The organism is Acinetobacter sp. 228, assembly GCF_048147885.1.
On sequence record NZ_JAYWYV010000580.1, the window covers coordinates 1 to 1,052 of the forward strand.

Annotated in this window: 2 pseudogenes; both read left to right on the top strand. The window is 40.6% G+C overall.

Annotated features, from left to right (window positions below):
• Window positions 1–678 (top strand): annotated as a pseudogene (locus VXQ92_RS20975) (phenylacetate--CoA ligase); the annotation flags it as partial.
• Window positions 679–731: 53 nt separating this feature from the next.
• Window positions 732–1,052, top strand: a pseudogene (locus tag VXQ92_RS20980) (phenylacetic acid degradation operon negative regulatory protein PaaX); the annotation flags it as partial.

Below are 1,052 nucleotides of genomic sequence, written 5' to 3' on the forward strand. Positions count from 1 at the left end.
TCTTTAAAAGTCGGTATTTTTGGTGCCGAGCCGTGGACCAACGAACTGCGCCGTGAAATTGAAGAACGTCTTAATATTAAAGCACTCGATATTTATGGTTTGTCTGAGGTAATGGGGCCGGGCGTTGCGATGCAATGTCTAGGTGAGGGCGAGGGATTAACTATTTGGGAAGATCATTTCTACCCAGAAATTATTAACCCTGAAACAGGTGAAGTCTGTAAAGATGGCGAACTTGGCGAGTTAGTCTTTACGACTATTACCAAAGAAGGCTTACCGATTATTCGTTACCGTACTCGTGATTTGACCCGCTTACTACCGGGTGAAAATCTGGCAATGCGCAAAATGGATAAAATTGTGGGCCGCAGTGACGACATGCTAATTATTCGCGGCGTGAACGTTTTCACGACTCAAATTGAAGAGCAAATTTTGCAAGTTCCGCATTTAGTTCCAAATTATGAAATTTTGGTGACTAAAAAAGGCCATATGGATACTTTGCATATTCGTACAGAGATGTGTCATAACTGTACTATACAGGCAAATCAACTTGCTCAGGAGTTGATGAAACGCATTAAAACCATGATTGGGATTAGCGTTACTGTAGAAGTTGTGACAGAAGCGACCTTACCTCGTTCGGAAGGTAAGGCAAAGCGGGTAATCGATATGCGTCAGATTGCTTAACATCAAGATCATTCAGGGTATAGAATCTATACCCTGAAACTAAACGCCAAGACATGAGTATGAGTGCAAAAATACAGCAAATAATTGATTCTGTTGTAAAGAATGAAACCTTAAGTGGAACTTCGCTTATTTCGACAATTTTTGGAGATTCAGTACTTCATCGGGGTGGAAACATTAGTCTTGCAAGCCTGATTCAGTTATTAGAGTTGTTTGGTTTTAATGACCGCGCTGTAAGAACCTCAGTTTTTCGTTTAGTTAAAAATGATTGGTTATGCTCAGACAAAATTGGTAGAACCAGTTTTTATCGCATTACCGATTCGAGCCGTTCGACCTATTTGCAAGCTGAGCAACGTATTTATAACGACCAGATGAAA